Source organism: Pyrinomonas sp. (assembly GCF_040289685.1).
GTDB lineage: Bacteria > Acidobacteriota > Blastocatellia > Pyrinomonadales > Pyrinomonadaceae > Pyrinomonas.
The window spans coordinates 41,366-62,029 of record NZ_PSLQ01000001.1; the positions used below are offsets into that span (position 1 = coordinate 41,366).

The window sequence follows — 20,664 nt, forward strand, 5'->3', positions numbered from 1 at the left end:
TTCCCTGAAAGTCGCTGACGAAGATTCTCCGCCGACTCCGTGCGCGAGAAACGTCAGAGTATAGCTTTCCGTTTAGCTACTAGCAACTCGATGCGCGCTTTTTCTGCGAGTGATGGTCCATGCGGTGCGCCCCGCTCATCGGAGGCTGCGATGAGCGGAGCGCACTTGGCGAAATCAACGCTATTGTGGCTTTTGGGGCGAAATGCTAAGATACGCGCTCGCGTTCTCAAACTGAAATCCAGCAGCGTCTCTCTCTACAGACGCCTAGCTAGTTCGACCCGAGACGTTTGACGACGAAGGTAAGGTGGGACCCCCAAGATGAGCGACCAGAGCACATCGCCGACGCGCGTGGGCTTGCGCGTAGCTGAGCTTCTCGCGCAGCGGCGCGAACAGATCATCGACCGCTGGATCAAAGAGCGCTTGGACTCGGACGACTTCCGCGATGAGTTGATCTCCAAAAAGGAGCTGCGCCAGCAGTCGCGCGAAATCGTCGAGATGCTCGCCCGCTCGATCAAAGCATCCAACGGCGGCGACTTCAATGACCCAGCCTTCGATGAATTGCGTTCTTTTCTCGGCGAGATATCGCGGCTACGCGCCGTCAAAGGCTACACGCCGATGGAGAACGCAACATACATACTCTCTTTGCGCGACGCGGTGTTGCGTTTCCTGATCGAAGAGATGCGCTCCGACCCATCGGCGTTAATCGAAGAGATGAACTATTTCACGCCCCTTCTCGATAAGATGGGGTTAGTGATGGTCGAGCGTTACATACGTTCGCGCGAGGAGATCATCCGTCAGCAGCGGGCTGACATGCTGGAGCTATCAACGCCGGTCATCAAGGTATGGGACAAGATCTTGACGCTGCCGATCATTGGCACGCTCGATTCGCGGCGCGCGCAAGTGATGACCGAAGCTCTACTGCAGAGGATCGCCGAAACCGGCTCGACCATCGCCATTCTCGACATCACGGGCGTGCGCACCATTGATACGCTCGTCGCCAATCATCTGATCAAAACCGTGACGGCTGCGCGGTTGATGGGCGCGCGGTGCATCCTGACGGGCGTCAGCCCAGCCATCGCGCAAACCATGGTGCAGCTCGGCATTGACCTTTCGCAGATCACCACGCGTGCGCAGATGGCCGATGGCATCAAGCTCGCTTTCGAGATGCTCGGGCGCACGGTCATCCCGACCAAAGCGCTCGAACGCTTGCGCGAAGGCGTTGCGCGCGCAACATACGATGGTCAACCGCGTGCAGAGGGACACGCTGCGTCGGAGCGCCTGCGGCGCGAAGAGAGCTGACGAGCCTCATCCATCAAGGCAAGGGACAATCAGCCGATGTACACTCCTCAACGCATACCGATCCTCAAAGTCGGGCGGGCACTCATCGTTCCCATTCAAGTTGACATGGACGATGCGACCGCCATGCAACTTCAAGAGCGCATCCTTTCGGAGTTGGAGCGAACCGGCGCGCGCGGCGTGTTGATTGATATCTCGCTGCTCGAAATGGTCGATTCCTTCATCGGACGCATGCTCAGCGACATCGCGGCGATGGCGCGCATCATGGACGCGCGCACCGTGGTCGCTGGCATGCAACCGGCGGTGGCCATCACGCTGGTCGAACTCGGATTGGAGCTTCCCGGCGTTGATACAGTGCTCAACGTGGACGAAGGGATCAGATTGCTGCGTGACGAGTTCGGCATTGGCGAAGAAGGGGATGACTCTCTCGACCTAGAGCTGAACGACCATTGGAAAGCATAGCGATTCTGCTCGAAACCGAACAAGACATCGTCATCGCCCGCAGCGAGGTGCGCTCAATGGCTGCCGCCATGGGATTTCGCCTCGCGGATCAGACGCGCCTTGCGACGGTGGCATCGGAACTGGCGCGCAACGTCGTCAAGTATGCCGGACGCGGGCGGCTCATCGCGCAACCGCTGTTTGACGCCGACGGGCGTAGCGGCCTGCGCTTGATCTTCGAAGATCAAGGGCCTGGCATCGCGGACATTGAAGCGGCTATGCGCGATGGGTACTCAACTGGCGGTGGATTGGGCAAGGGGCTGCCCGGTTCGCGTCGATTGGTCGATGAGTTTCGGATCGAATCGCACGTTGGGCGCGGCACGCGCGTGACGGTGATTCGTTGGCTCTAGCCACGCGCGATGTTCGCAGGAGCGAAAGACCAGCTGTCACGGAAGACGAGCGGTAGACGTTGCGCGGACATTGCTTTGACGAACAGAAAACGATTGGCGCGATTCGAGGTCGAACGTGCGGCACATCCTTCAATCGCTGGAAATAACTGACGCGACGCAAATCGGCGCCGCGCGCCGCGCCGTCGCGCGCGCCGCGCGCGCGTTGGGGTTCAGCGACCAGCAGGTGGCGGAACTCGAAATCGTCGTCCAAGAGATCGGAACCAACGCTGTGCGCTACGCGACGAGCGAGCGTTGGATTCATTTCGGCACGACGCTCGGCATGCCGACCGGACTCGAAGTAGTTTACTGGGACAAAGGACCAGGCATATACGATGTCGAAGAAGCGTTGCGCGACGGTTATTCGACGGGCGGCGGGTTGGGTGCCGGTTTCGGGGCCATACTTCGTTTGACCGACGAGTTCGAGATCTACTCTTCGCCCGGCGTTTCCACCGCGCGCAGGCTCAAGGAGGCAGCGCGCACGACGAGCGGCACCGTCCTGCTGGTTCGCAAGTGGCCCAATCCGACGATGTTGCGCAACGAACTGGACCGGCGGCTCGGCATCTGGAGCCGCGCGCGCGCTGGCGAGGAGGTCAACGGTGACGCTTTCTTCGCGCAAAAACGCGGCGGCGATCGATGGTTGCTCGCCGTCATCGACGGCATCGGACATGGGCGAGGCGCACAGGAAGCGGCGCAGGCAGCGACGGCGACGCTCGACCAGTGGCGCGGCGAGCCGCTCGAAGAATTGATCGCGCGAACCCACGAAGCGTTGCGCGGAACGCGCGGTGCCGTCATCGGCATCGCGCTGCTCGACGCATCGAGCGGCATTTTACAATATGCCGGCGTCGGCAACGTCGAGGCGCGCGCCATCGGCATTTCGTGCACGCTCATCTCGATGAACGGCACGCTCGGCGCGCGGCTGCCGCGCGTTCGCGTGCACACCTGCCCATGGCAGCAGGGGGCAACGCTCGTGATCGCAAGCGACGGGTTGAGCCGTTCGTGGGATGTGATATCCTACCCCGCTTTACTCGAACGTAGTCCGCAACTGATCGCCAGCCTCTTGATGCGCGACTACGGTCGGACGGCGGATGATGCGACCGTGCTCGTCGCAAGATGAGAATGGACCGGAAGACGACGAAAATCGGCGAACTCACGATCTATTCGGAAGCGGACATTGTCCGCGTGCGCGACCGCGTGCGCCGGTTGGTGCGCGAGATGGAGTTCGACCCGACGACGCAGATCAAGATCACGACCGCCGTCTCGGAATTGACGCGTAACATCTGCGAGTACGCCAAAACGGGGACCATCTCGCTCGCCATCGTCGAGCGCGGGCATCTGTTGGGTTTGCAGATCACGGCCTCCGATCAAGGACCGGGCATCGAGGAGAGGCGGCTGCGTGCGGCGTTGCGCGGCGACTACCTTTCTACTGGGGGCATGGGCATCGGCATCGCCGGTACGCGCCGCTTGATGGACGAGTTCGAGATCGATGCCGGTCTCGGCAAGGGGACGCGCATCAGCGTGACGAAGTGGCTTCCGCCCGAAAAGGCCGCCGACGTGCGCGCGCGTATGGGGCAGTTGCGGGCCAGCTTCCTGCAAGCTGCGGGCGATTCGGCGGTGGAAGAGCTGCAACGCCAAAACCGTGAGCTGATCGCCATCTTGGCTGAACTCGAAGAAAAACGCGAACAGCTCGAAAAGCTCAATCAGGAGCTGAGCCGCTCCAACGCCGAGCTGCAACGTGCCAACGAGAAGTTGCGCGAGATGTCCGAACTCAAAGAGGAGTTCCTCGCTTTGACCACGCACGACTTACGCTCGCCGTTGACGGTAATCAGCGGCGTTATTAGTTTCTTCAAGTCAGGTCGTTTGGGCGAGTTGACGCCGGAACAAGAGCGCATGGTGGCGATGATGGAACGCAACGCGCAGAACCTCATCTCGCTCGTCAACGACCTGCTCGATTCCACCAAACTCGAATCCGGCACGTTGCAATTGAAGATCGAACCGGCTAGCCTCACGGATGCGGTTGCCGAAGTGCGCGAGGCGCTCTTGCCGACGGCGAACGAAAAAGGCATCACGCTGACGGTTGAAGTGCCCGCGGAGCTTCCCCCTGTGCTCGCCGACCGCGGACAACTCGGACGCATCCTCCACAACCTCGTCAGCAACGCTGTGAAGTTCACCTCGCCCGGCGGCAGCGTCGTCATTCGCGCCGCGCGCAACGGTCGCTCGGTCGCCGTTTCAGTTGCCGACACGGGCGTTGGCATCGCGCCCGAGGAGCAACAGATGATCTTCGATAAGTACGCGCAAGCGCGGAACCGCGCCACGCGAGGCGAAAAAGGGACGGGGCTCGGACTCTACATCACCAAGCGTTTGGTCGAACTGCACGGCGGCGAAATCAACGTCGAGTCCGAGGTGGGACGAGGAGCCACTTTCACTTTTACCTTGCCCGTCGCTGAGGAGCAGTCGCAAGCTGAAACGGCTTCATGAAGACGGTCGCCGCTTCCGAACAGTGGGCTTGGCTCTTTCCGCTCACCTATCTGGTGCATATCGGCGACGAGTACGCGAGCGGCGAAGGCTTTCCATCGTGGATCGAAGAGACCTTGGGGGCGCAGCTTGCGCCCGCAGAATTCTTGTGGCTCAACGTCGCCGCGCTGGTTCTCATGACATCGGGAGTGCTGCTGGCGACACGTCGGCGCAGTCACCGCTGGGTGATCCCATGCTTGAGCGTGATCGTCGCCGTGAACGCGCTGCTGCATATTGCAGGCAGCGTGGCTTTTCGCTCGCTGTCGCCGGGCACCATCTCGGCGGCAGCGCTGTGGCTGCCGCTCGGCCTTTGGATGTTGCGGCGCGAGGCGCGCGCAAGAAGCCGACGCGCGTTTGGCGGGGGCGCTGTCACTGGCCTCTTTATCAGCTTTCTGATCTGCTGGTTGACGCTGACCGTTTGAGGCGCGGCGAACTCTACGCCGCAGCCCACCGTTGGACACCAGTCGGGGGAGAAAATGCACTACCATCTGATCGGCATTTGCGGTACGGCGATGGCTTCGCTCGCCGGCATGCTTCAAGCGCGCGGCCATCGCGTCACGGGATCGGACCAGAACGTCTATCCGCCCATGTCCACCATGCTCGAACAGCTCGGCATCGAGATCAGGCAGGGCTATGCGGCGGAGCATCTGGAGCCGACGCCCGATTGCGTCGTCATCGGCAACGCGCTTTCGCGCGGCAACCCGGAAGTCGAGGCAACGCTCAATCGAAAACTCTTTTACCGCTCACAGGCCGAGACGGTGAAAGAGGAATTCATTCGCGGACGCCGTTCGCTGGTGGTCGCTGGAACGCACGGCAAAACGACGACCACTAGCCTTGCGGCATGGGTGATGGAATGTGGCGGACTCGATCCGAGTTTTTTGATCGGCGGCATCGCGCAGAACTTCGGCGCGAGCTTTCGCGTCACAGACAGCCGCTACTTCATCATCGAGGGCGACGAGTACGACACGGCCTTTTTCGACAAGAAACCGAAGTTCATGCATTACCTCCCCGAAATGGCCATCGTCAACAACATCGAATACGATCACGCGGACATCTACTCGAACCTTGAAGCGGTCAAGATCGAGTTTCGCCGCTTGATGAACCTCGTTCCCGGCAACGGGCGATTGATCGTTGGTTGGGATAGCGCGCACGTGCGCGATGTGGTCCAGAGTTTCGGCGACAAACTCTTTACGCAGCTCGAAACTTTCGGCACCTGCGCCGACGCGCGCTGGCAGGCACGTGACATCGAAACGGGCGAGAGCGGAACGTCGTTTCGCGTCTTTCGCGACGGCGAAGAATGGGCCGACTTCGCCACGCCGCTCGTCGGCACGTTCAACGTGCGCAACTGCTTGGCCGTCATCATCGCCGCTCAAGCGTGGGGGCTGACCAAAGAAGCGATCGCCCAAGGACTGAAGACCTTCCGCAGCGTGGCGCGGCGTATGCAAGTGCGCGGCACGGAGCGCGGCGTCACCGTAATCGACGACTTCGCGCACCATCCGACCGCCGTGCGCGAAACTTTGGCCGCTTTGCGCGCCAAATACGGCACCCGTAGGCTCATCGCCGTCTTCGAACCACGCTCGTGGTCATCGCGGCTGGCCGTCTTTCAAAAAGAGTACGAACAAGCCTTCGCCGAAGCCGATTACGTCGTTATCGCAAGCGTCTTCGACGCAAACAAGGTCGCGCAGCTTGGCCAACCGCTCGATACCGAAGCGCTGGTCCACAAACTCAGAGAGCGCGGCACGCCCGCTTTCTGCATCCAAGGAGTGGATGAAATCATCCGCCACTTGCTGCCGGAATTGAGGGCCGGCGATGTCGTTGCCATCATGTCAAACGGCGGCTTCGGCGGCATTCACGACCGGCTCTTGTCGGCATTGCGCGATCACCGCGGGCGAACGCCGTGACGGGTTTTCTCGCCAACGAGCGCGTTGCTCGATTCTCACGATGCGGCGTCTTCTCCCAACAGATTCCAACAAAGACTCGGAGTCGCTCGTTGAACAGCCTCGATCTTCGCCGAACGAGGATTCACGTTCCTTGCTCCGGAAGCGCGGGTCGTTTGATCTTGCGCCACAGCTTCTTGCCCAAAGTCGCTCCGGGCGCGATGCCTTCCGAAAGCACGCGCGTCACTTTGTCGGGCAAGACCACGGGCGCGGCTTTGGCCAATGCGCGCGCAAGCGGAACGACATCGCCGCTTCCGTGCCAGTGCTCGCGGATCACGCGCTCGTCCGTCTTGTTTAAAAGGCGCAGCACTGTCAACGCGATCAAGTAGGCGTCGTCCACCTGTCCGAGAAACGGGATGAAATCGGGCAGAAAATCGAGCGGCGTGATCGCGTAGAGGAAAGCGGCAGCCAACAAAGCTCGTTCCGCCTTCGGCACGCGCCGGTCCACCATCAACTCGCCCGATAATCGCACCAGATTCGGGAAGAATAGCAACAACTCTTTGAGCCGTCGTGTTGCCTCTCTTTTTCGCATCGCTTGCTACCTCACCAAAGGATCTAGCGCGAATTTTATTCGATGCGGGGGCGTTTTCACAGCGCCTTTCTTCCACCGCGACCTCCGTTTTTGTGGGAAATCGCTTGCCCCCTAGGGTTTTCACAACTCCCTCTTGCTCTTATCGCGTCGATCCGTCGCGCAACCATCGCCTTCTCAAGGCGCGACGCGAGCGCGCCCCATCCCGGTTGCTCCCTGCGCCTGACTGTCGCTTTTCGTCGCAACTCGGCGCTGCAAAGCTTCGAGAGACCCGGTCATCGTTCACTTCGCTCTCGCGCGGCAATCTATTTCAACCACTCGTCAGCGACGCGCGCGTCAACGACCACTGGAACGACCTTGATGTACTCTTCGCCAGCCGTTTGCATCGCCCGCTCTACCTTGGCGGCCACTTCTTCAGCTTGGGCAGCGTCCGTTTCGACGACGATCTCGTCGTGCACGATGTTGACGATCTCAGCCGACGTACCGCGCAGTTGCTCGTAGAGCAGACGAAGCGCGCGTTTGAGTATGTCGGCGCTCGTCCCTTGAATCGGCGTGTTCTTGCCGTTGCGTTCGACAAGCGATGCGGCCTTTTTGTCTTCGGGATCGAACGCGAAACGCGCTTTTCGCCCGGACAAGGTGCGCGTTTCACGCTCGCGCACGGCACGACGCCCGGCCTCTTTGAGCCAAGCATCGAGCGCTGGATAGGTTGCGAAATAGCGCCGCATCACCTCTTCCGCTTCCTTTTCCGATAGCCCCGTCATCAAAGCGAAACGCGACGCGCCGATGCCATAGACGACGCCGAAGTTCAGTCGTTTGGCGAATGAGCGTTGCTCGGGCGTCACGTCCTCGGGCGCAAGACGAAAGACCTGCGCCGCCGTGGTCCGGTGAAAATCGGTTCCCGAAAGGAAGGTCGCGATGAAGTTTTGATCCTTGGAGTATTCGGCGAGAATACGCAGTTCGATCTGCGAGAAGTCGCAGATGACGAGCTTTCGCCCTTCGGGGGCGCGGAAGCAGCGACGGTATTCCGGCGCGTGTGGGATTTGTTGGATGTTTGGATCGACGCAAGCGTATCGTCCGGTGGGCGCGCCGATTTGATGAAAGTTGGCGTGGATGCGCTCCGTTACGGGGTTGATGGCGTCGAGAAAGTTCTGCCCGAAGCTGGTCATCGCCTTCTGCACCGTGCGGTACTCGAGCAACTTGGCGACCACCGGATACTTCGCCGCCAGCGGCTGCAACCGCCAATTGCGCGTTGAATTCGACACGGGCACGCCCAAACGGCGCAGCGCTTCGGTCAATTGCGCGTGCGAATCTAAATTGATCTCCGTCCGCGCCCCGGCAAAGAGCATTCCTTGGGCTGAGCCTTCGGCGAGCATCTCTTGAAGTTCAGCGGCGATGCGCGCGCGCTCCCGCTCGATGGCGGCCATCTGCTGATGCCAACGCTCCTTATCGAGATAGAAACCGGCCAGCTCAATCGCCGCCGTAGCGGGAACGCACTCGAATTCGAGCCGCGCACACTGAACGAGACCCTCGGCCTTCAACCTTTCGATCATCTTATCGCGCAAGCGAACGAGCAGCGCCACATCACGCGCGGCATACAGAAGCTGCGCTTCGCTTAGCTCGCCGCTCCAGTCGCTTCCCCGTTCCGTCTTATCCACGCTCTCGCCGAGATAGCGCATCATCACGGCATCGAGGTTATGCCTTTCGTCAAGGCCAGCGGAGAGCAACTGACTGGCGAGCAACGTATCGAAGACCATGCCGGTTTCGACGCCGAGATGGCGGCACGTCCATTTGAGATCGAACTTCGCGTTGTGTGCGATCTTGACCGGACGGTCAGCTTCAAGCAACCGCCGCAACGGGTCGAGTCCCGCGTGCTCGCGCGGCCTTTCGGCGAATTTATCGAGATCGATGACGTAGGTCTCTTCGGGCGTAGCGAGTTGCACCAATCGCAAGCGACCGCGGTAAGGATCGAGGTCGGTCGTCTCTGTATCGAACCCTATGGCCGCGTGCGTTTGCAATCTTTCGACCGCGTGCCGCAACCCTTCTTCGCTTGTGATGAGCTTGTACTCGTTCGACATCGGATCACTTCGCGCCGATCAGGTAGACGACCGGCTCATCGCCGACGACGCGCGCCGCATGCACCGTTCCCGCCGGCAAATAGTCGCGATCGCCCGCGCGCAAGATGTACTCCTCGCCTCCAACTTCGAGCGCGATGGCACCGCTGATCACCCAATGCGACTGATCTTCCGGATGCGCATGCGGCGCATAGACCTTGCCGGGCGGGTCGCTCCACTCGAAAACGCTGTATCCTTCCGTCTCCATGCGACGGCGCAACTCGCGCGCGTCCGGCTTTCTCGTCTCGTTCCACCGTTCCACACGCATAAGACACCTCGCCGCTTCATTATACTCGCTAGCGCGTCGTTGAAATAGGTTTTTGGGCTTAGTGCGCGAGACGCTGGCACGAACTCGAAAACCCGCACAGCCGAACTCGAGAGCAAAAATTATAGATCGAGATCAACCTTTCGTCTCCGCCGACTTCGGCATTCCGAGCAAGCGAGGGCGCCAACCTTCGAGTCGTTCGCGCGCGCGCTGGGCCAGATGCGTGCGCGGATCGAGATCGATCACCTTCTTGAAAGCACCGCGCGCCGCGGCCTCATCACCGCGCTCCTCATAGAGCTGGGCTAGGTGGAAGTAGCCCGACTGGCTTTCGCCGTCAAGCTCGAGCGCGCGAGAGAGCGCCGCCTCGGCTTCATCCAAGATGCCTTTGCTGAGCAGCGCGACTCCGAGATTGAGCCAGTATGAGGAAGCCCACGGCGCACGGCGCGTCGCAAGCTCGAATTGCTCGATGGCCAAATCGAGCGCTCCGCTCCGATAAAAGGTCACGCCGAGCTGATTGTGCTCAGAACCGCGCGCCCTTCGCTTTCGCGCCATCGTCAACCTCCAGCATCCGTGCGTTTGGCTTAACTTTACGCGTGATTCTCCCGCAACTGTTCTTCCAACAGCGCGATCAATCGCCGCAAAAGCGCTTCGAGACGATCCACCTTCGTTTCAACGTACCGGGCGAGTTCGGGATCTGGATCGCCGACAGCGCGCAAAGAGAGTAATTCGCCTATGCTGGCCACTTTCAGATGTAAACGCCCCAAGAAAGCACGGACGGTACTCTCCGCACACGGCGATAGATCGAGTTCGTCTGCGATGCTTTCGATCTCGCGCCTCAATAGCGCCACGAGTTCGAAGATTTCTGCCGCAGGCCGAATCCGATCAAGATGCACCGTTAAACGCGCCGGAGACGCTTCTTTACCGATGGTCTCCTGAAAAGCGATCAGATCCCGCTCAAGATGACGAAGCGTGACGCCGATGTGCAATCGATGCGCTTCATTGACTTTCATCTCTCGCTCACTCTCCCAATACGGGGGTCTCAACGCCCTTCACTTGCGCTCTTATTCAAAGCTTCCATCGTGCGTCGGCAGAAGAGCGCAAACCGCGCCAGATCATCGCCGCTGATCTTCACACTAAGGCGAAAACGCGCTCGATCGTTGACGAGATCAATTCCGAGATCGGCCAATCCCCTTCGTTCTCTATCAGCTTCGAGCGCTAATGAATCTAAACGCGGAAGAGGACAATAGACATAAACCGATGAGTATTTACCTAATCGCTCACGCGCTATCGGCGGCTCTTCCGTAATGCAGAGGAACTGCCGATCCGTTAGGGCAAGGAGCGTCGGCGGAGCCAATTGCGTGATCATGATAAAACGGCGCGCGCGTATCTCCGGCTGGAAAGCAAGCTCAAGCATCTTTTCATCTTCGAATAGCCAACGCTGAAGCTCGCTTTGAAATTTGAACGGCAGAGTCGACCGATTGACGTGCGAATCACACGCTCCGTCGAATTTCACATCGAGCGCGCGCCTTGCTAGAAACAGGGCGCGTCTGAAGAGTTCAATGCTGACCGTATTGAAAGGGATTTTGATTTCGCGATAGGTTCGCCGTCCGAAGATCAACCTCATCCATGAGAAGAGCAGAGCCTCTCCGATCTCGATAGAGATCAAATCGGTGAACGGCAGGTCGAGTTCCTCCACAACATCGCGTTCGACGGCGATGCGCAAACGATCGCGGCCCACCATGAGCAAGTATCCGGCGGGCATCTGACGATGACGCGCCGGCGGATCGACGATAGGCGGAGCGTAAATGACATAACTCCAGACCTCCTTCGCAGACGCCTTTTCATAGGAGTTCCGAAGCGCGACAGGCAAATCTTTTGTCGCACGTATCTGAAACGCGAATTGGTCCACCCTAACCATCAGCCATTCCCGAAGACCGTCGCCGCGTGCCGGTCGCTAGCTCCGCCTGTCCACATCAAGTAGTTAAACGGCGATAGATATCCGGCATCTTTTCCGGTAGTCGAAAGACGTCTTGAACGATTGCATAACCGCTCTTTCCGAAGACTTCATCTAGTTGCGCGTCGTCTTCGAGGCCAAAGGCGATGCAAAAAGGGAATATGCCGCTGGCACGCGCTTCCGCCACAGCGAGGCGCGTATCCTCGCGCGCGTAATGCGTATCGCCATACTCATCATCGGTCGGCTGCGCGTCGCTCAAAAGAATGAGCAAGCGCGTCGCCTCGGATCGTTCGCTCAAGCGCCGCGTCGCATGTCGGATCGCGGCGCCGAGCCGCGTATTGGATAACCACTTCGCTCCACCGATGCGATTGGCGATCAGCTCGCTGTATGGCTCATCGAAACCTTTGAACCGGTAGAAAGAGACGTTGGCTCGTCCGTTGCTCGAAAAACCATAGATGGCGTAAAGATCGCCGAGCGCATTGAGCGCTTCGCTCATCAACAACAAGGTCTCCTTCTCCGCATCGAGCACGCACTTGTGCGCCGCGATGCGGGCGCTCGTCGAGCCGGACATATCGAGGAGAAAACAGACCGCTATCTCGCGTTCGCGGCGTTGGAGTTCGACGTAGATGCGGGCGGACGAAGCGCGATGCGCGCGTCGGTCAATTACGCGCTCGATCGCCGCTTCAAGATCTATCTCATCCCCGTCAACCTGACCGCGTATGCGCCTCAACCGGACTGGCCGCAAGAGTTGGAAACGATGGCGCAACTGCTTGATCAGTCCCGAGTGCTCCACACGAGCGCGCTTTACGAAATTTGAGTCGTCGGCTCGCCATTCGCGCTCGATCACGCGGCACCAGTGTGGGCGATAATCGCCAAGTCGTGCGTCCCATTCATCGTAGTAGAAAGCATTAGGCACGCATATTTCGTCGAGCGGTTGAGCGGTGCTCCGCACGGCAGCGCTGGCTCGTAGGTTCGTAGCCGGCGCGTTCCACCAGGGCTGCTCCAACGGCTTCGTGCGAACTCGATCGGGCTTCTCATCCCGCTCCCGCTGCTCCAGCTTCAATTGCTCGCCAGCACCATCTCGGCCTTCGGCTTCTACTGTCTCCTTCCGCTTCGCTGGCGACTCTTCTCGAAGCCGCTCCTTCTCCCAACGCAACTCGCTTTCTGGCTCTTCGGGAGCCAGATGTTCGTAAAGCTTCAAGCAAGCGCGAATGGTATCGGCGACGCTCGCTTCCGTCTTGCGAACGTAAGTTGTAAGCACCGCTTTCACCTCTCCCAGCCATGAAATCTTCTCCGCATCGGGAGCGCCTTCCGCTCCTTGGCCCAGCGCTTCAGCGAAAAGCAGTTCAAGGAACGGCTCGTACTTCATCATGTACCGGTCCGGCGGCCGCGAGCTTTTCCGAAAGATCCGCGCCCAATCCAAATCACGACCTAATCCGCGATATCGCGAGCGCAAGCGATGCTCGACGCGTGCGTTTTCCAGGATCAGGAAGAGGCGTTGCGCCAGCGCCGTTTGCGGGAAGATGGCGATAAGCGTGCGCCAATCGACCTGATCGTTCGAAGAGGCTAGTGGACGATGCGGAAACTTCTTGCACAATTCCAAGCCGAGCGTGCGCAAGCGTTCCGTTCCCACCTCATGAGTTCCGAATTCGATCTGGCCAGCTCCCTGCGCAGCGAGCACCTTGTAGAAGCGAAAACGCTCCTCCGCGCTTTCGAATCCGACGATCATCTCCGGTAAGCCGACCACCTCGCTCGAATCGGGTTCGAGCAGATCATACTTCCAAGGTCTCGAGATCACGGTGAGATCTTTGCCCGTCAACATGCTGAGATAACCCTTGAGCACGGGCAGAATCTCTTCCAACCGCAGCGCGTCGGAAGCTTCGGCCATTGATCTCTGACTTGCCCGCGACTCCCCCGCGAAATAAGCGATGAGCTTATTGCCTTCGAAAGAGGAAGCGAGTCCGCGACTTATCCAATCCCGATATGCATTGAGCGACAACCGCGCGAGCAAAACCGGACTCACCTCATAGCACCGGATCGCAGCGACCAAGCTGCGTTCGGCGATCGAAGCCGTGCCATCAAGCACGGCGCCGACAAAAGCCTTCCCTTCGCCACCTCGCGCCAAACCGAGCGTGACCAGAGCATCGGTCGCCTCTTCGGCCCGCATCGTAAAATTATCGAAGGTCGCGCCCTCGACGCTGGCGAACCGATCACAAAGCGCAGCCCATTTACCGATCAATGCTGCATCTTCGAATCGGGCGAACTTCACCCCGCAGATGAAGAAACGAACTGCGCTGACCGCATCGACGGCGATGAACCGCTCCACATGACGCAACAAGAGATCGCTCGACTCCCGAGCGGGGCTGGGCGGATCGCCCGCTCGTTCAATCAAAGGCGAGGCGGCTTCGAACAGATCCACGGCGAGCTTTGCCGGCAATCGCTCGACGAGGTCGAGCACACGAAGCAAAAAGTCCTCGCGCCCTTCATCACCGTACTGCTGGACGATTTCTGCTGTTCGGCGCAGAAAGACGCGACAGTAACCGAGCGACTTGGAACTAAGATTCAATGCCGCCTCGATCAATCGTGCGCTCAGTGTTTGATCGCGCGTCTGCGCTGCGATGGTCATGTTCAAGCGCAAACAATCGCGCAGTGCCTCGCGACCGTAGATCTGTACTATGCGGCTGCAAAGCGCGAGAAGGCGCGGGCGGATCGAAGGCGATATACTGACGACCACGTCCGTGCCTTTGCGGAAGAATTCGTCAGCCAGCGATGGGTCAACGCGCGCCAGTCTTATGCTGCAATCGACCCAACGAACCAAGTCCTTTGGATCGAGTCGAGGCGAAACGCGCCGAAAAGCGCGGAGAAAATCCCAAGCTAGATCGAACGAGTGGGAGGAAATCCACGACCAGGCGTGCGCCGCGCGCCGCCAACTCTCGATTCGCTCGCGTCTGGCATCGCCTTGCGCGGGCGGGCGATTCGCAACAGATCCCTCTGCTTGGGGCGAGATGCCGGAATCAAACCTTCGTCTCCTCAGTTGACGCAAAAGAAAAACTCCTTTCCGAAACTTGACCGAGCTTCGAAACAGGAGTCATCAACTGCCAATCGCAGTGGTTGATGGTGGACTCCATCACCCTGAGTTACCGGTCCTATTTTAGACCGCTGCGATCAAACGGTGCAACGCGCTGCGTCGGATCTGCGGACCAATCTTCCTTCAGCTCCTCACTTGACAACGGTGACGGGACAATGGGCGTAGCGCAGGACCCTTTCGGAGATTGAACCCAATATCCAACGCGTTACGCGCGTTCTTCCGCGCCGACCCATGATGATCATGTCAGCGCGACAGTCTTCGGCGTGCCGTATGATCTGTTCAGCTGGATGTCCCGCAGCGATGTGCGCTTCGAATTCGATGCCGAGATGGTCAGCCCGCTTCTGTAGGTGGGCGGCCTCGCTCAACAAATGCTCCCGCTCGTGATCGAGCAGTTCGGCGATTTCAACCGAGGTGGCTGGTTCGGGCAGCTGAATGACGCTGATGACAAACAGCTTCGCCCGAAATCTGCCGGCTATTTCGAGCCCGAGTTCAAAAGCTTTGCGCGATTGCTCGGAGCCATCGAAGGCAACAAGAATCCGCTCCAACATCTTTTACCTCCTCAAAGTGAAGTCGATGAGCCGACGACCTCCGGCTCACGCTCCGATTCCGATGTCACAGACAGAAGATGTCTCGGAAGGAAGAAAGCATTGCCGATCATAGTCGGCACCACGGCGCTGGCGATCACCGTCGCCACAATGTAGGAATACTGCGCCCGATCTATGATCCCATGTGAGAAACCGAAGAGCGCCGAGATCGTTCCGAAAGTCAGTCCCGTTGACATCAGCATCGTCGTATAGATGCTTTCTTCTTTGCCGTAACGATAGATCTTCGTCGTCGGGAAGACTCCGATGAACTTCGTCACCGACTTAGCCAGAAACAAGATGACGAAGACAAGCGGCGCGCTGAGCAGAGCGGGGATGGAGACGAAAGAGCCGGCGCGGATGAAGTAGAAAGGCGTCAGCAATCCGAAGGTCAAAGTCCGCAATCGCCGGATCAAAGCATGATCTTTACCGACTGTGCCCGCCAACACCATCCCGATCAAGTAAGCAGGTAGAACCGCCTCGCTTTCCGCCCAAGCGGCCAATCCTCCCATCCCGAAGAGGAGGAAGAGCAGATATTTTGCCTCAAGCTCTGAAACCCGATTGCTGTAGCGACGGAAGAAACGCGGCGTAAGCCAAGGCAAAATCGCAAAGACGGTGATGGAGGCAATGATGAAGATCGCTGTTTTCAGCGTGAACGGCGCGAAGATCAGACCGAGCGCGATGACCGTACCTAGATCATTGACGAAACAGGCCGCGAGGATCGTCTTGCCGAACGAGGTGTTGTTCAAGCCCAGTTCCAGCATGACAGCGTAAACGACAGCAACCGATGTCGTCGAAAGCGCCACGCCGACCAACCATGCGGGTCTAGCGGGCCAACCCAAAAGGTAGCGCGCGACGGCCGCGCAACCGAGGAAAGGGGCGAAGAATCCCGCCAGCCCAATGACCGTTGTCTCCTTCCAACGTGCGCTGATGACCTCAGGATCGAGTTCCGCGCCGGCTAAAAACGTCAGCACAATGGCGCCAGCGCCAGCGAGGAAAGTGATCCACGGCTGTTGCGTGCCGAGAAAAGCTGCGCCGATCGTCGCGCCGATGACGAGCTGCGCGACCGTGCCGACGATGATCTCGGAGAGCGCCGTCGAGATGCGCAGCTTTATGGCGAGCAATACGGCGATCAACGCCAACCCGATCCAGACGGAGGCGAGAAACCACACTTGAGCCATCAAAGCACCTCCCTGATGAGCGATCGTGCCCAAAATAAAAACTCCCGCACCGCTCAACGTCACGATGCAGGAGTCATCAGTCCAAATCTCTTGGACGCTTTTAGGCGAACTCCATCGCCTTTTTTCCGGTGCTATTATTTTCCGTTTCCCGTGAAAGCGTCAAGCCGTTTGGCGAGAATTTCATGAACGGGCCCATAACTTTCCTTATGGACTTTTTCGTCTCGCCATGTAAAATAGTGAATGAAAATTCGTGGCGATGGGGTTCGCCGTATAAGCATCTCGGCTGTGATGAGTCGGGATTGATGACTCCTTTTCAAGTGCGCTTGAAAAGGAGTCATCGCCTTTATGGGAGCGAAAGACTGAATTGGGAGAGAATCGAGTGGACACCTTCACGAAGTATTTGACAGTGGCCGTCGGTGGAGCGCTTGGGGCGATCTTGCGCTATTACCTGAGCGGCTCCGTCTTATCGCGCGCCGCCGCCCCTTTTCCGACGGCGACTTTCGTCATCAACGTCAGCGGGTCGTTCATCATCGGTTTCTTTCTGACGCTCGTGACCGAACATTTTACGGTCAATCCGCACTTGCGATTGTTGGTTGCCGTCGGATTCGTCGGCGCGTACACGACCTTTTCGACCTTCGAGTATGAAACGGCGCGATTGATCGAGGACAGGAATCTGTTTCACGCCCTGCTCTACGTCGTTCTGAGCTTCGCCGTCGGCCTGATCGCGGTTTGGGGCGGCATCTTCGCGGCGCGATGGGTGGCGGGAGCGCCCATGCTGAACGGACTCATGAAGATGGAAACGGCGCTGCAAGCCGAAGAGAAAACGCCTGAAACGAGCCAGATGCAGTTCGATGACCTGAGCGAACCTCAGGAGCGCGTGCGAACCGAAGAGCGATCATGACGAAGGGGATGGGAAGATGAGCTTGTACGAGTGTATCGGTGAACGGAGCACAAGGGGTGCCGCCGAGAAGCGAAGGCACGATGCGATGAAGATGACCATCTTCATCGGAGGCGATGAACGGCGCGGACGCCGTGCGCTCCGCGAGCTGGTGCTCGAAACGCTGCGTGAGCTGAACGTTATGGGCGCGACCGTAGAGAAAGGCGTGATGGGATACGGCATCAATCGCACCATCCATTCCACCTTGAATGAAGTGACGATGGAGAACTTACCGATCATCATCGAAGCGGTCGATGAGGGCGGCAAGCTGCGAGCGGTTGCTGAACGCATCGCCGATCTCTTGGGCTCGCATGGGCTCGTGCAAATACAACCGACGACCGTGCTCCTCAAAAGGGGAGGAGAAAGCGCTGATGCTTGAAAGGCGCAAGCCGGGAGAAGAGGGTAGCGATCTGATGCTTCAAAAGGGGAGGAGAAAGCGCTGATGCTCGAAAGAGGACCGGCTAGGAAGCTCGTCGTGTACGTCAACGCCACACAACATTACCGCGGTGAGCCGACTTACGAAGCGATCGTGAAATTCCTTCATCGTCATGGATGCGCTGGAGCGACCGTTACGCGCGCCGTTGCCGGATACGGCGCGAGCGGGAAGCTGCACGAAGCGCACCTGTTCAGCATTACCGACGATGTGCCGATGAGGATCGAAGCGGTGGATTCGGCGCAGAAGATCGAAGCCCTACTCCCTTGGATCTACGAGATGGTCGAGCACGGATTGATCGAAGTCCAAGACACCGAGGTCATCAAACACACGACCCATGGAGAACCGGAAAAGGAGCGACCGAAGATGAAACACGAGAAGCTCGAAGGCCAAGCCAAAATGGTGCGCATCTACATCGGCGAGGACGATCGGTGGGAAGGCGAACCGCTCTACGAGGCGATCGTCAAGAAGCTGCGCATGATGGACATCGCTGGAGCGACCGTTTACCGCGGGCTGATGGGCTACGGTGGATCGCAGCGCGTCCACCGTTCGGGTTGGCTTGGCCTATCGAGAGATCTGCCGATCATGATCACGGTCGTTGACGCTGAAGAGAAGATACGTCGCATTCTGCCGATTCTCGATGAGATGGTGGACGAAGGGTTGGTCGTCCTCTCCGACGTCGAGATCATCAAATATACGCACGCGTCGGAGGCCGGATCGAAAGAGTAATTCGATATCACATGCCGATGGAATCGAAGCGAATCGAGCACACGCTAGACATCATCGCGGAGATCATCCGACGACATCGGATCGCTTCGTTGCTCCCGCTTCTGGCGATCTGTCGCACGACGGCAATGCAGCAAGAGATCAACGTCGCCGTCATCGGGCGTTTCAAAGCCGGCAAAAGCAGCCTTCTCAATGCGTTGGTCGGCCGCGATCTGCTTCCCGTCGGCGTCGTCCCCGTCACGACGGTGGTCACAGAGCTCAGCTACGGACCGAAACAACGCGCGACGGTCCATTTCCTTGATGGGCGAAGCGAAGAGGTCCCAGTCGCGACCATCCGCCATTTCATCGCCGAACAAGATAATCCGGGCAACGTGAAGCGCGTCTCGCGTCTCGCCCTTGAACTCCCCGATCTAGAGAGATTTCGCCGACTACGCTTCGTTGACACGCCGGGGCTGGAGAGCGCGCTGGCACACAACACGGAAGAGACGCTCAACTGGCTTCCGCACACCGGGCTGGCGCTCATCGCCATCAGCGCCGATCATCCCCTTTCACAAAACGACCTTTCGCTCATTCAAACGGCGCGCCGGTATACGCCCCACGTCGCGATTCTGCTCACGAAGGCGGATCTATTGACCGATCTGGAGCGGGATGAAGTAATAAGCTTCATGCGCGAACGTCTCACGCGCGCCTTCGGTTCAGCGCCGCCCATTTTCTCTTGCTCTGTGCGCCACGAGCACGAGGCGAGCAGAGCCGCGTTCGAGGAGTTTTTACGCCGCGAGACGCTCAACAAGATCGAACAGAAGCGCGACGACGTGCTCACCCAGAAGATCATGACGCTGCTTGACGAATGTCGCGGTTATCTGGCGCTGGCGCTCTCTGCCGCTGAGACGATCGATTCGACGCGCGAACAACTAAAGAGCCAGATCATCGGCAAACGGGAGGACGCAAACCGGATGCGACTCCAAATGCGACTCTTGACGCAACACGCAAAGCGCACGACTCGCGATGCCGTGGCAGCGAGGCTGAACGCACACAGAGCGAGGCTGGAAACACGGCTACGTGATGCGCTGGAAGCAGCGTTCCCGCACTGGACGAAGAGCGTCAAGGACGCGCTCGAAGCATTCAACGCATGGTTGCGCCGAACGCTGACGCGCGAGTTGGATGTGATTTCGCAATCGGAACGGGCCGCGATGCTTCTTTCGGTAAAGGACCTCGAAGAGCAACTCTCCCGCATCTTGCAAGAATGCCGGGATCAGCTCGCAGAAAAAACGCAGCGCGCTTACGGCATCCGCTTGCATACCACCGAAGTCGGGATCGCGCTCGCCGAACCCAAGGAGCCGGATGTGCACATCGGCAAGATCTTCGATCGCAACTGGGAGACGCTTTCGCCGATCATCCCGATGTTTTTGGTGAAATGGCTCGTCAAACGCCACTTCGCCAGCAAAGTGCCCTACATGGTTGAGAAGAACCTTTCGCGACTGGCGTCGCAATGGACCGAGAGCGTCAACGCCGCGCTCACGCAAATCGAGCGCGAGGCCGAGAGACGATTGGATGAATTGATCGCAACCGTCGAACGCCTTGCCTCGACAGGAGGGGCGGAGGCGCCGCAGATCCGAACCGATCTCGAGCGCATAGATTCCGCTCTCGGCCAGCTTCAACGAACCGAAGAGGAAGCGACGCCTTCAATGACGGTGGCAAATGATGGGTCCTCGGCATAGTGAGGCTCGTTCCTCCCAATCAGGCGCTCAAACCTTTGATGACGGTGGCAAATGATGAATCCTCGGCATGAAGAACTCGCCGCGCTCCTCAACGATGACCAGCGGCGCGCCCTCTCCACACGCCTCGCTCTGCTCGATCGGCAGCTAACTGAAACCGAAGCGCTGATCGTCGGAGGGCGATTTGAAGGGGCGATGTTCAAGATCGAGAACAGGCTCTCTCCGAATCGAACGCAGCAGATCCTCGCGCTTCTGCAAATGGCGCGCGCGCATGTAGCCCGATTGCGCGACCGATTCGAATTGAGCGTGCAACGCGAGGATCTCGCCCGCCACCTAGCGGGACATTTCGGAATCTTGTGGACCATTTTGGAAAACTCGCGCGCGGCGAAGTTGAAAGGGTTCGGCGACGTGCCGGACCAACTTTCTCAAACGCTCGACCCCGAAATAGATGCTCTCGTCGAGATCGTCCAGCAGATCAGGTCGCTCATCGCCCCGCAGTGAAGGCGCCCAGAA

21 protein-coding genes and 3 riboswitches are annotated in these 20,664 nt (G+C 59.0%); of the genes, 12 read left to right on the plus strand and 9 right to left on the minus strand.

From position 1 onward, the window contains the following. Positions 1-318 precede the first annotated feature (318 nt). The 7 genes from C4334_RS00160 to mpl all read left to right on the plus strand — a co-directional run bounded on the left by C4334_RS00160 (position 319) and on the right by mpl (position 6,595). Positions 319-1,299, plus strand: coding sequence for an STAS domain-containing protein (locus tag C4334_RS00160; RefSeq protein WP_352430044.1), 981 nt, complete (start codon positions 319-321; stop codon positions 1,297-1,299). A gap of 36 nt (positions 1,300-1,335) precedes the next feature. Beyond that, positions 1,336-1,758 carry an STAS domain-containing protein gene (locus C4334_RS00165; protein ID WP_352430045.1) on the plus strand — a complete coding sequence of 141 codons (423 nt, stop codon included), beginning with the start codon at positions 1,336-1,338 and terminating at the stop codon, positions 1,756-1,758. Then, the gene (locus tag C4334_RS00170; RefSeq protein ID WP_352430046.1) at positions 1,746-2,144 is read left to right on the plus strand and encodes an anti-sigma regulatory factor; all 399 of its coding nucleotides are present in this window, start codon (positions 1,746-1,748) and stop codon (positions 2,142-2,144) included. Before C4334_RS00165 ends, C4334_RS00170 begins: the two co-directional genes overlap by 13 nt. 115 nt (positions 2,145-2,259) lie before the next feature. Continuing rightward, positions 2,260-3,297 carry an ATP-binding protein gene (locus C4334_RS00175; protein WP_352430047.1) on the plus strand — a complete coding sequence of 346 codons (1,038 nt, stop codon included), beginning with the start codon at positions 2,260-2,262 and terminating at the stop codon, positions 3,295-3,297. A gap of 2 nt (positions 3,298-3,299) precedes the next feature. After that, the gene (locus C4334_RS00180) at positions 3,300-4,658 is read left to right on the plus strand and encodes an ATP-binding protein (RefSeq protein WP_352430048.1); all 1,359 of its coding nucleotides are present in this window, start codon (positions 3,300-3,302) and stop codon (positions 4,656-4,658) included. Next, entirely contained in the window at positions 4,655-5,116 is a 462-nt protein-coding gene (locus C4334_RS00185; protein WP_352430049.1) for an HXXEE domain-containing protein, read from the plus strand. Before C4334_RS00180 ends, C4334_RS00185 begins: the two co-directional genes overlap by 4 nt. A gap of 54 nt (positions 5,117-5,170) precedes the next feature. Next, the gene (gene mpl / locus C4334_RS00190) at positions 5,171-6,595 is read left to right on the plus strand and encodes a UDP-N-acetylmuramate:L-alanyl-gamma-D-glutamyl-meso-diaminopimelate ligase (protein ID WP_352430050.1); all 1,425 of its coding nucleotides are present in this window, start codon (positions 5,171-5,173) and stop codon (positions 6,593-6,595) included. A gap of 121 nt (positions 6,596-6,716) precedes the next feature. Here mpl and C4334_RS00195 read toward each other — a convergent pair whose 3' ends face one another. The 9 genes from C4334_RS00195 to C4334_RS00235 form a co-directional block, all read right to left on the minus strand. Continuing rightward, positions 6,717-7,163 (minus strand): YkvA family protein, encoded by a 447-nt coding sequence (locus C4334_RS00195; protein WP_352430051.1) that lies wholly within the window; start codon positions 7,161-7,163, stop codon positions 6,717-6,719. Between the two features lie 302 nt (positions 7,164-7,465). Continuing rightward, complete coding sequence (locus C4334_RS00200; protein ID WP_352430052.1) at positions 7,466-9,235, minus strand: DNA polymerase; 1,770 nt, start codon at positions 9,233-9,235, stop codon at positions 7,466-7,468. 4 nt (positions 9,236-9,239) lie between these two features. Next, positions 9,240-9,539 carry a cupin domain-containing protein gene (locus tag C4334_RS00205; protein ID WP_352430053.1) on the minus strand — a complete coding sequence of 100 codons (300 nt, stop codon included), beginning with the start codon at positions 9,537-9,539 and terminating at the stop codon, positions 9,240-9,242. 132 nt (positions 9,540-9,671) lie between these two features. Then, on the minus strand, positions 9,672-10,088 hold the full coding sequence (locus C4334_RS00210; protein ID WP_352430054.1) for a tetratricopeptide repeat protein: 417 nt from the start codon (positions 10,086-10,088) through the stop codon (positions 9,672-9,674). Positions 10,089-10,123: 35 nt separating this feature from the next. After that, a complete protein-coding gene (locus tag C4334_RS00215) occupies positions 10,124-10,546 on the minus strand; it encodes a hypothetical protein (protein ID WP_352430055.1) in 423 nt (140 codons plus the stop codon). Positions 10,547-10,575: 29 nt separating this feature from the next. Beyond that, positions 10,576-11,454, minus strand: coding sequence for a hypothetical protein (locus tag C4334_RS00220; protein WP_352430056.1), 879 nt, complete (start codon positions 11,452-11,454; stop codon positions 10,576-10,578). A 55-nt stretch (positions 11,455-11,509) separates the two neighbouring features. Continuing rightward, positions 11,510-14,308, minus strand: a complete 2,799-nt coding sequence (locus C4334_RS00225; RefSeq protein WP_352430057.1) for a nitric oxide reductase activation protein NorD — start codon at positions 14,306-14,308, stop codon at positions 11,510-11,512. Between the two features lie 257 nt (positions 14,309-14,565). Continuing rightward, positions 14,566-14,631: riboswitch (Fluoride riboswitch) on the minus strand. 78 nt (positions 14,632-14,709) lie between these two features. Then, positions 14,710-15,126 (minus strand): universal stress protein, encoded by a 417-nt coding sequence (locus tag C4334_RS00230; RefSeq protein WP_352430058.1) that lies wholly within the window; start codon positions 15,124-15,126, stop codon positions 14,710-14,712. A gap of 11 nt (positions 15,127-15,137) precedes the next feature. Further along, entirely contained in the window at positions 15,138-16,340 is a 1,203-nt protein-coding gene (locus C4334_RS00235; RefSeq protein WP_352430059.1) for a cation:proton antiporter, read from the minus strand. Positions 16,341-16,400: 60 nt separating this feature from the next. Further along, positions 16,401-16,468, minus strand: a riboswitch (Fluoride riboswitch). A gap of 115 nt (positions 16,469-16,583) precedes the next feature. Further along, positions 16,584-16,659, plus strand: a riboswitch (Fluoride riboswitch). A gap of 60 nt (positions 16,660-16,719) precedes the next feature. Here C4334_RS00235 and crcB point away from each other — a divergent pair. The 5 genes from crcB (at position 16,720) to C4334_RS00260 (ending at position 20,652) form a co-directional block, all read left to right on the plus strand. Continuing rightward, on the plus strand, positions 16,720-17,241 hold the full coding sequence (gene crcB / locus C4334_RS00240) for a fluoride efflux transporter CrcB (RefSeq protein WP_352430060.1): 522 nt from the start codon (positions 16,720-16,722) through the stop codon (positions 17,239-17,241). Between the two features lie 91 nt (positions 17,242-17,332). After that, positions 17,333-17,656: a DUF190 domain-containing protein gene (locus C4334_RS00245; RefSeq protein ID WP_352430061.1), complete on the plus strand. Its 324-nt coding sequence runs from the start codon at positions 17,333-17,335 to the stop codon at positions 17,654-17,656. 63 nt (positions 17,657-17,719) lie between these two features. Next, on the plus strand, positions 17,720-18,439 hold the full coding sequence (locus C4334_RS00250) for a DUF190 domain-containing protein (protein ID WP_352430062.1): 720 nt from the start codon (positions 17,720-17,722) through the stop codon (positions 18,437-18,439). Positions 18,440-18,456: 17 nt separating this feature from the next. Next, positions 18,457-20,154 carry a dynamin family protein gene (locus C4334_RS00255; protein ID WP_352430063.1) on the plus strand — a complete coding sequence of 566 codons (1,698 nt, stop codon included), beginning with the start codon at positions 18,457-18,459 and terminating at the stop codon, positions 20,152-20,154. A gap of 51 nt (positions 20,155-20,205) precedes the next feature. Continuing rightward, the gene (locus tag C4334_RS00260) at positions 20,206-20,652 is read left to right on the plus strand and encodes a hypothetical protein (protein ID WP_352430064.1); all 447 of its coding nucleotides are present in this window, start codon (positions 20,206-20,208) and stop codon (positions 20,650-20,652) included. Positions 20,653-20,664 lie beyond the last annotated feature (12 nt).

What these genes read in the sequence shown, in the direction of transcription:
- C4334_RS00180 (WP_352430048.1), top strand. Translation starts at nt 3,300, where the DNA reads ATGGACCGGAAGACGACGAAAATCGGCGAACTCACGATCTATTCGGAA.
- C4334_RS00165 (WP_352430045.1), top strand. Translation starts at nt 1,336, where the DNA reads ATGTACACTCCTCAACGCATACCGATCCTCAAAGTCGGGCGGGCACTC.
- C4334_RS00245 (WP_352430061.1), top strand. Translation starts at nt 17,333, where the DNA reads ATGACCATCTTCATCGGAGGCGATGAACGGCGCGGACGCCGTGCGCTC.
- C4334_RS00210 (WP_352430054.1), bottom strand. Translation starts at nt 10,088, where the DNA reads ATGGCGCGAAAGCGAAGGGCGCGCGGTTCTGAGCACAATCAGCTCGGC.
- C4334_RS00195 (WP_352430051.1), bottom strand. Translation starts at nt 7,163, where the DNA reads ATGCGAAAAAGAGAGGCAACACGACGGCTCAAAGAGTTGTTGCTATTC.
- C4334_RS00215 (WP_352430055.1), bottom strand. Translation starts at nt 10,546, where the DNA reads ATGAAAGTCAATGAAGCGCATCGATTGCACATCGGCGTCACGCTTCGT.
- C4334_RS00160 (WP_352430044.1), top strand. Translation starts at nt 319, where the DNA reads ATGAGCGACCAGAGCACATCGCCGACGCGCGTGGGCTTGCGCGTAGCT.
- C4334_RS00205 (WP_352430053.1), bottom strand. Translation starts at nt 9,539, where the DNA reads ATGCGTGTGGAACGGTGGAACGAGACGAGAAAGCCGGACGCGCGCGAG.
- C4334_RS00235 (WP_352430059.1), bottom strand. Translation starts at nt 16,340, where the DNA reads ATGGCTCAAGTGTGGTTTCTCGCCTCCGTCTGGATCGGGTTGGCGTTG.
- C4334_RS00200 (WP_352430052.1), bottom strand. Translation starts at nt 9,235, where the DNA reads ATGTCGAACGAGTACAAGCTCATCACAAGCGAAGAAGGGTTGCGGCAC.
- C4334_RS00260 (WP_352430064.1), top strand. Translation starts at nt 20,206, where the DNA reads ATGATGAATCCTCGGCATGAAGAACTCGCCGCGCTCCTCAACGATGAC.
- C4334_RS00230 (WP_352430058.1), bottom strand. Translation starts at nt 15,126, where the DNA reads ATGTTGGAGCGGATTCTTGTTGCCTTCGATGGCTCCGAGCAATCGCGC.
- C4334_RS00185 (WP_352430049.1), top strand. Translation starts at nt 4,655, where the DNA reads ATGAAGACGGTCGCCGCTTCCGAACAGTGGGCTTGGCTCTTTCCGCTC.
- C4334_RS00250 (WP_352430062.1), top strand. Translation starts at nt 17,720, where the DNA reads ATGCTCGAAAGAGGACCGGCTAGGAAGCTCGTCGTGTACGTCAACGCC.
- mpl (WP_352430050.1), top strand. Translation starts at nt 5,171, where the DNA reads ATGCACTACCATCTGATCGGCATTTGCGGTACGGCGATGGCTTCGCTC.
- C4334_RS00255 (WP_352430063.1), top strand. Translation starts at nt 18,457, where the DNA reads ATGGAATCGAAGCGAATCGAGCACACGCTAGACATCATCGCGGAGATC.
- C4334_RS00220 (WP_352430056.1), bottom strand. Translation starts at nt 11,454, where the DNA reads ATGGTTAGGGTGGACCAATTCGCGTTTCAGATACGTGCGACAAAAGAT.